The following is a 600-nucleotide window of genomic DNA, read 5'->3' as shown; positions in this document are numbered from 1 at the left end:
TGGCTTGATTTATGGAAATTTCGCCTGGTAGGAGTTTTGGCAAGAGGCAATCCCTTAACTCGGATAACTTTTGAATTTCAGCATTATTATTAAATATTAAATTAAATAGTGGTTGCACTGTTTTATGGAAGTCAACTAAAAATTGATCTTTTATTGGAAGAATAACTTTGAAGCTATCGAAATCAGATTTTGAAATATTTATATAAACTGTTCCCGAACCAAGATTAGCATAGTAATCAAAAAGGTCTTCCAAAGCGAAAAATAAATATTCATCAAAGATATTAGAAATTGGTTTTGCACTACCTGTTCCTCGACCAATAGCATATTCTTTAAATATTTTTGTTGTTAAACCAATAGTTGCTCTCACACCAAACACATATTCTCCAGGTCTAGCTATTTTTCTAGGATCAGATGTCCATTTTGAGGGTGAAATACTGTTTCTGAAGTCTGTAGCTCCATTTAATAACGGCAAACCAATCTTGTCATCATTATAAGTCTCACCCTTAGGAGATTGTCCCATCGTAATTCTAGCAATATCTGAAAGATTTTGATATTTAGTGTCATTAGACGATATTAAATTTTTATAAAGCAATCTAGCTT

General features: G+C 31.8%; 1 protein-coding gene. It reads right to left on the bottom strand.

Annotated features, from left to right (window positions below; genetic code table 11):
* On the bottom strand, positions 1-592 hold a 592-nt coding region (locus HMPREF9171_RS104010; RefSeq protein ID WP_079255238.1), incomplete at its 3' end, for a restriction endonuclease subunit S.
* Between the last annotated feature and the right edge of the window lie 8 nt (positions 593-600).

Source organism: Streptococcus agalactiae ATCC 13813 (assembly GCF_000186445.1).
GTDB classification, from domain to species: domain Bacteria; phylum Bacillota; class Bacilli; order Lactobacillales; family Streptococcaceae; genus Streptococcus; species Streptococcus agalactiae.
This window is presented reverse-complemented; position numbering and strand designations above follow the sequence as displayed.